The sequence below is a fragment of the Deltaproteobacteria bacterium genome, from assembly GCA_019309045.1.
GTDB lineage: Bacteria > Desulfobacterota > Syntrophobacteria > BM002 > BM002 > JAFDGZ01.
The window spans coordinates 1-5,721 of sequence record JAFDGZ010000153.1 but is presented as its reverse complement, the minus strand read 5'-3'; the positions used below and the strand labels follow the sequence as shown (position 1 = coordinate 5,721).

Genomic DNA, 5,721 nt, shown 5'->3' with positions numbered 1-5,721 from the left:
ACAAACAGGCCCTGGGCCGTAAACTTCTGGATGCGCTTGTATTCGTCACTGATATAAAGGTGGCCCATCTTGTCGATGGCCATTGCAGTCGGCCAGGTAAGCTCTCCCTCATTGCTGCCAGGTGTGCCCCACATATTTACGAAGTCGCCGTTCTTGTTGAAGATCTGCACCCTGCCATTGTCGCGGTCCAGGGTGTACAGTTTGCCGTCCGGACCGAAACGTATTGTCACCACTCCCTGAAACTGGCCGTAACCACTGCCCTGGGAGCCCCAGGCCTTGATAAAGTTGCCATTGGCGTCAAACTTCTGAATGCGGCGGTTGAGAAAGTCTGACACATAGACGTCTCCTTGATCGTCTATGTCGAGCGAATAGGGCAGGTCGAACTTGCCGTAGGCGGTGCCTTTGCCGCCCCAGGAGGAAATATAAGTGCCGTCCATGGCAAACTTCTGGATGCGGTTGTTGTCGGAATCGGCCACGTACACCAGGCCCCCTGTACTTATAGCGAAATCTCTTGGACCGTCGAAGTATCCTGGAGCACTGGAGCTGCTGCTCCAGGCAGCAACGAAAGTCCACGGTGAAGTGGTGAAAAGCTGCACCCAGGGCATTCGCGAACCCACGGCCAGGGTGCCGTCCGGGGCTACACTGAGGTCGTTGAGGTTCCAGAACTGGTCCTCGTCGAAACCCAGCTCCCCCAGGGTCTCGATGAAGGTGCCGTCGAAGGTGTATCTGTTAAGTCCTCCAGAAAGAGCAACGACCACACTGCTCCCCATGACGTCCATGCCTTGAGGAGAGCCAAGACCGATATAGCCCGGCAGGGTATCGTTGTCACCAAACCGCGAAATGAATACTCCGTTCTTGTCGAAGCGCAGGATGCTGGCAACCGGACCATCATCAGAGACATAGACATCGCCGTTTGGCGCCACACAGACCCCCCGCGGAGATACCATCTCGCCCGGCCCTGAACCATAACCGCTGCCGAACTGCCTGAGCAGGAGGCCGCTGGGAGAATACTTGCAAACTTTGCTCAGGACGTCCACCGCCACATAGATGTTGTTGGCTGCATCCACGTCAAGATCGTAAGGCGTTGAGTCCTGACCGTGTGAATCCTGGGGCGTTGACCAGGTCTGCACGAAGTGCCCCTTGCTGTCGAATTTCTGAATGCGCGAATTTCTGGTGTCCGCTACATAGATATAACCATAGCTGTCAACAGCCACTCCGGAGGGGTAGCTGAACTGGCCGTTGCCCGTGCCGCACGAGCCAAAGCGGAGCAAGAGATCTCCCTGCGAATTGTATTTGTTCACCAGGCAAAGGTCTTCATCCACTGTAAATAGATTGCCGCTGGCATCGTAATACAGGCTGGTTGTCTCGCTAAACTGCCATTTGTCAACATAGTCCCAGACCTGCGTGGCGCGATATATGCCGGCCCATGCACTTGCTGGCCCAATGAGAAGCATGGCCAGCAACGACAAAAACACGGTCAGGTGCTTGACGATCCCCATGGTCGCTTTCTCCTTGTCTGCTCTAGAGTTCAAGAAACCTTCAAAGCAAAAACCTCTATTTATCATCCAACAATAATTCTATCGCTGGCAGGGCAGTTGCTGAGGAATGCTGGCATATCTTCACCACAAATGCATCCTTTGCCGATCCGTTATAGACCGTACTGGGGCCCGTCTGCACAGGGAATGTGGACTCCCCAGAGTAAGTCCATCCAGTGAGATAAGCATTACCCCTTTGGTCCACAGCAATTCCGGTGGCCCTCTCATCAGCGTGGCCACCGATGTAGCCACAATACTCGAGACCCGTGCCGTCTGCCTTCACTTTGGCGACAAAAGCATCATGGTCGCCGCCGTTATAGCTCCCATCCGGCCCTACCTTGACAGGGAAGTGTTCAGAAACCACATCCGAAGAGGTATAACCAGCAACATAGGCACATCCTTTTTCATCGATGGCAATGTCCGTCCCGCAATCCTGGTCCCAGCCGCCGATGTAGCCACAGTACTCGAAGCCTGAGCCGTCAGCCTTGACTTTGGCCACAAAAGCATCTGTAAGGAAATTGAAGGTTGTATCAGGACCCACCACGGCTGGAAAATTTTCTATGTCTGCACCGGAATCCGTCCTGCCGGTTATATAGGCATTGCCGTTTCCATCTACCGCAATGCCATAGCCGAACTCAGAGGCCTCTCCTCCAATATAGCCGCAATACGCCAGACCAGTGCCGTCAGCTTTCACCTTGGCCACAAAGGCGTCGGTGTATCCATTGTGGGTAGTATCAGGGCCCGTCTTTACTGGAAAACTGCTTTGAGTTGAACTCGTATAACCCGTGAGGTAGGCATTACCGTTTCCATCTACTGCAATGCCGTAAGCTTCCTCACCGTCTTCCCCCCCAATGTAGCCGCAATACGCCAGACCAGTGCCGTCCGCTTTCACCTTGGCCACAAAGGCGTCGCCTTTGCCGTTATAAGTCGTGTCAGGGCCCACGCTCAGCGGGAAATTATCAGATATCTCATTGGACCAGGTATATCCTGCAATATATGCATTCCCTGCAGAATCTACCGCCACGTCATAGGCCAGATCGTCTTCGCTGCCCCCAATGTAGCCGCAATATACCAGTCCGCTACCGTCCGCTTTCACCTTGGCCACAAAGGCATCGTTGCTTCCAACACCGCCATTGTGTGTAGTATCTGGTCCTCCCAGAACGGGAAAAGTGCTTTCCTTTGAACCGGTGTAGCCGACAACATAAGCATTGCCATCGCTGTCCACCTCTATACCTTCCCCATAGTCCCAGGAGTCGCCACCGATGTAGCCGCAATACAGCAGATCGGTACCGTCTGCTTTGACCTTGGCGACAAGGGCGTCGATGTCTCCATTCTGGGTTGTATCAGGGCCTGTCTTGACTGGCAAACTAGTTTGATCAGACACAGTCCACCCAGTAATGTAGGCATTGCCTTTGGCATCCACCGCAATATCCCTACCTTCTTCACCAGCACTGCCGCCTATATATCCACAATAGGCTACAAGAGCGGGATCCAGAACAAGGGTTCTGCTGCGGTCATAGTTACCAAGATGAAAGCCATATACGAGGGGGCCATTTGTCCGCCCCTGCTCGAGTTCATAGGAACAATCTACCTTGTGACGTCTGTTTCCCTGCTCTTGATAGGCAAAAGGCACATCGTCAGCAAGACTGCCGATGCCTGTGGCAACAAGCAAATGTCCCTCATCAGAAAGTGTCAGCTGGGCACCGCTGTACGCCAGACGAATCTGACTGGGATCTGCCCCAGATTTGACCACAAAGCGGTATTTGAGTCGGTTCACTCCTCCAGTGTATATCAGATCAATCCCTGGCCAGAGATCAGGATAAACCAGACTCCCATAGGTATTGATCCCAACTTGCCATTGAGCAGGCTTGCCTTTAAAATAATTGATCTTGGTTAGCCTGAGACTCCGACCTAGAGGTCTAACCTCGGCGTTGGCTCCCACAAAGTCGAGCTTGACCACCCAGCGATGTAGCCTGTGGTTCGACCCTAGTGCCAATGAATTCGGCCGTGGAGTGTAAGATGCCATATGAATAAGTTTGTCCGGAGCAGGCGACGTGCCCATGAAACTGCTCAAAACGAATACAACTCCGTGACTGGTAAAATAAACGCTCAGGTGCTGCCCCTGAATGTAATAAGCTATCTGAGGATCTAATTGACCACGATTCTCGATGAAGTAAAGAGGAATCCTCGGCAAACTTCCACCTGCTGCGCGGCTCACCCCAACGTTCAGCGCCATTGGAGTGGCCCCTGCAGCTGCCTCTGCCGATGAGGCAGGCACAGGATGCAACATCAGAACAGCAACAAAGACCAGCAATTTTGCACTGCCTTCAGTTTGCGCATAGCATTCTCCTCGGTAAGGCCATCTGTGAATGACTTGTTAGACGTGCGTCTCTAATGGTAATCTGATAGCCCAGATTAGCTCTACTTAAATAGTGGGGCCGAAAAGCACAGTATTGCTGATTTCTATTTCCAGAAACTCGCATATTCAAGAAACCGCCGAAACGTAGAAATGACTGCAATAAAGAGTAATTTCTACTAGTTGCAAGCTAGCACAAGAGGCTGGCTATTGTAAAGCAGCAAACAGGCCCTGGCTACGGGTGTTATGTGGTGCTAATTTGCCTGGCAGCCTGTCGTCACGTGTTGCTCTGTGTGCCTGGCAGTCAACCCAGCAAGGCCTTGACTTATTGAAGAGCAGTCCTCTATAGTTGCTGGTGTAAGGTATTTTCCTGATCTTCTTCGAACTCTGTGCGAGAGTGGCGGAATTGGCAGACGCACTGGACTTAGGATCCAGCGGGGAAACCCTTGGGAGTTCGAGTCTCCCCTCTCGCACCAGCAATACCGTGGAAATCGGCCCTGCGGGATCGGGCTATCAGGCACCTCTCCAGTAGATGCGCCAGCGTTCGAGCCTGCAACTACTCGCTGGAGTGCTCACTGTAGGCCTATAAACTGAGCAATTTTGAGGCGAGTTATGTCACCAAAGTTGGTATTTTTTTTCCCAAAAGATTACTTGTTTTGCTCATATAGCAGTTGCAGGTTAACCAGGTTTACATACTAACATTGTAATAATATTAATAAAAAGTACCTTTTGGCGATATGGCATGATCTTTGCGGAGGGAAGGTTTGGACTTGTTTCTATCTTATTATGACTGCTCGCCACGCAATTAACCTGCCTTGACAAAGGGAGAGTTTGATAAATTGTGCAATGAAAGGGGGGTGTTAAACGGTATTCACCTGACAATATCTGTGCGCAGCTGCACAGCTGCACAGAAATGTAAGGTTATTTGCGATATAGCACTTTTAAATTTCTACACTTTATCTGCTCCTTGAAGAGGGACGCAGAGAGGGGGGCTGAATGATGAAAAAGGGAAGAGTTCTTTGGTGTTTAGTGGTCCTATCGGTCATGTTGACGTTTGCTGTGGGCCAGACTGCATGGGCAGACATTGGGGTGGATACCTTTGAAACCAGCCAGGCTGTCCTGACTAACTCTGGTAGCAGCACAGTAACCGGGGCCGGCATCATAGGCGGAACGCGCTACATGGAAATTGAAAAGACCGGTGGCGGTGGAAATGCCATCATCGGAGTCGGCAATACCACGCCTGGCATCCTGAGCCATAGCAACGATTCGAACGATACGACCAGTACAGCTAAGGTTGTATGGTCTGGGACGGCAGATCCGAACGATTTTTCACTTGGGGCGAACCTTTCAGCAGCGACTCAGTTTGAAATTACCATTGTATTCGATGACCTGCCCGTGGACATCGATCTTGAAGTATACACCAGTGCTTCGCAGTGGTCAAAGGCCACTTTGAAATTGCCTGGAGGAATAACAAGCAGTCAGGTTGAAACACTTGACCTGGCCACTGACTTCACGGCACAGGCAGGCGGGGGCGTCGACTGGGCAAATGTGAACAAGATCAGAATGAAGTGGAGCGGTCCTGGTGGACTCGATCTCGACATCGATCAGATTGAAGTGCCAGAGGAATTTGACTTCGAATGTCTCGGCAAGACATTCACATATGATGGGAACACTGGCACCTATATTACTCTTCCATCAGCTACTGTCTGCTCCTCAGCCTCACCGTGTGAGCTGACTGCCAAAGTCACATTTCAGAACAATAACACAAATAGCCCCATTACAGTGGACATAGAGGACACACTGGACCCAGGGCTGGCCTTCAAGGGAATG

3 protein-coding genes and 1 tRNA gene are annotated in these 5,721 nt (G+C 51.7%); 2 read left to right on the top strand and 2 right to left on the bottom strand.

The genetic code is table 11. From position 1 onward, the window contains the following. Positions 1 to 1,499: hypothetical protein (locus tag JRI89_16935; GenBank protein ID MBW2072915.1), on the bottom strand; the 1,499-nt coding region annotated here is incomplete at its 3' end. A 55-nt stretch (positions 1,500 to 1,554) separates the two neighbouring features. Continuing rightward, positions 1,555 to 3,771, bottom strand: coding sequence for an SBBP repeat-containing protein (locus JRI89_16930; protein MBW2072914.1), 2,217 nt, complete (start codon positions 3,769 to 3,771; stop codon positions 1,555 to 1,557). Between the two features lie 511 nt (positions 3,772 to 4,282). Between JRI89_16930 and JRI89_16925 the strand changes: the two genes are divergently transcribed. Together JRI89_16925 and JRI89_16920 are read left to right on the top strand one after the other, a co-directional pair. Next, positions 4,283 to 4,367, top strand: a tRNA-Leu gene (locus JRI89_16925). Positions 4,368 to 4,887: 520 nt separating this feature from the next. Beyond that, on the top strand, positions 4,888 to 5,721 hold an 834-nt coding region (locus tag JRI89_16920), incomplete at its 3' end, for a hypothetical protein (GenBank protein ID MBW2072913.1).

What these genes read in the sequence shown, in the direction of transcription:
- JRI89_16930 (MBW2072914.1), bottom strand. Translation starts at nt 3,771, where the DNA reads ATGGCGCTGAACGTTGGGGTGAGCCGCGCAGCAGGTGGAAGTTTGCCG.